At 53.7% G+C, this 503-nt stretch carries 1 protein-coding gene; it reads right to left on the bottom strand.

Translation table 11 applies throughout. From position 1 onward, the window contains the following. Window positions 1-333: 333 nt before the first annotated feature. Window positions 334-441, bottom strand: a complete 108-nt coding sequence (locus MLOOGBEN_RS28860) for a type I toxin-antitoxin system toxin Ldr family protein (protein ID WP_179161671.1) — start codon at window positions 439-441, stop codon at window positions 334-336. Window positions 442-503 lie beyond the last annotated feature (62 nt).

Genomic DNA, 503 nt, shown 5'->3' with positions numbered 1-503 from the left:
TGAGTTGTTTGGGTTCAAGATTAGCCCCCGTGATGTTGTCAGGTGCATACCTGCAACGTGCGGGGGTTTTCTCTCTCCAGCAACCAATGCCACCAGGGATAAAGCCCCCGCAACATTGCGCCTCACCGGAACCTTTCCGGCTTGCCGCTGATTCTACGACTGTTTTTCTGTTCCGGAATCCGTCACGTCTTCACTCTGTGCTGCGCATTCCGCAGAATATTATCCGCTTGCAACCGTTGCATTTTTCTTACGAAAAAGGCCGCAGAGTTTCCCCCCTGCGGCCTGGTCCGGGCGCAAATTGCCATTACGTCAGCCTGACGCCCGCATGGCACGTTACTTCCGCTTGTTCAGCCAGTTCACGATCATACTGGCAAGAATACCAGCAATGACCGGAGCCGCTAAATCATGCCAGAAGGCCATGCCCAGCTCTGCGAACGGCATATAGCCGCCTGTGTTGTAATGACAACGTTTCGCGGCTATTCTTGAGTGGTCTAGAGTCAAGA

This window comes from Bacillus sp. EB106-08-02-XG196, assembly GCF_013396335.1.
In the GTDB taxonomy this organism is placed as follows: Bacteria; Bacillota; Bacilli; order Bacillales; family Cytobacillaceae; genus Neobacillus.
This window is presented reverse-complemented; position numbering and strand designations above follow the sequence as displayed.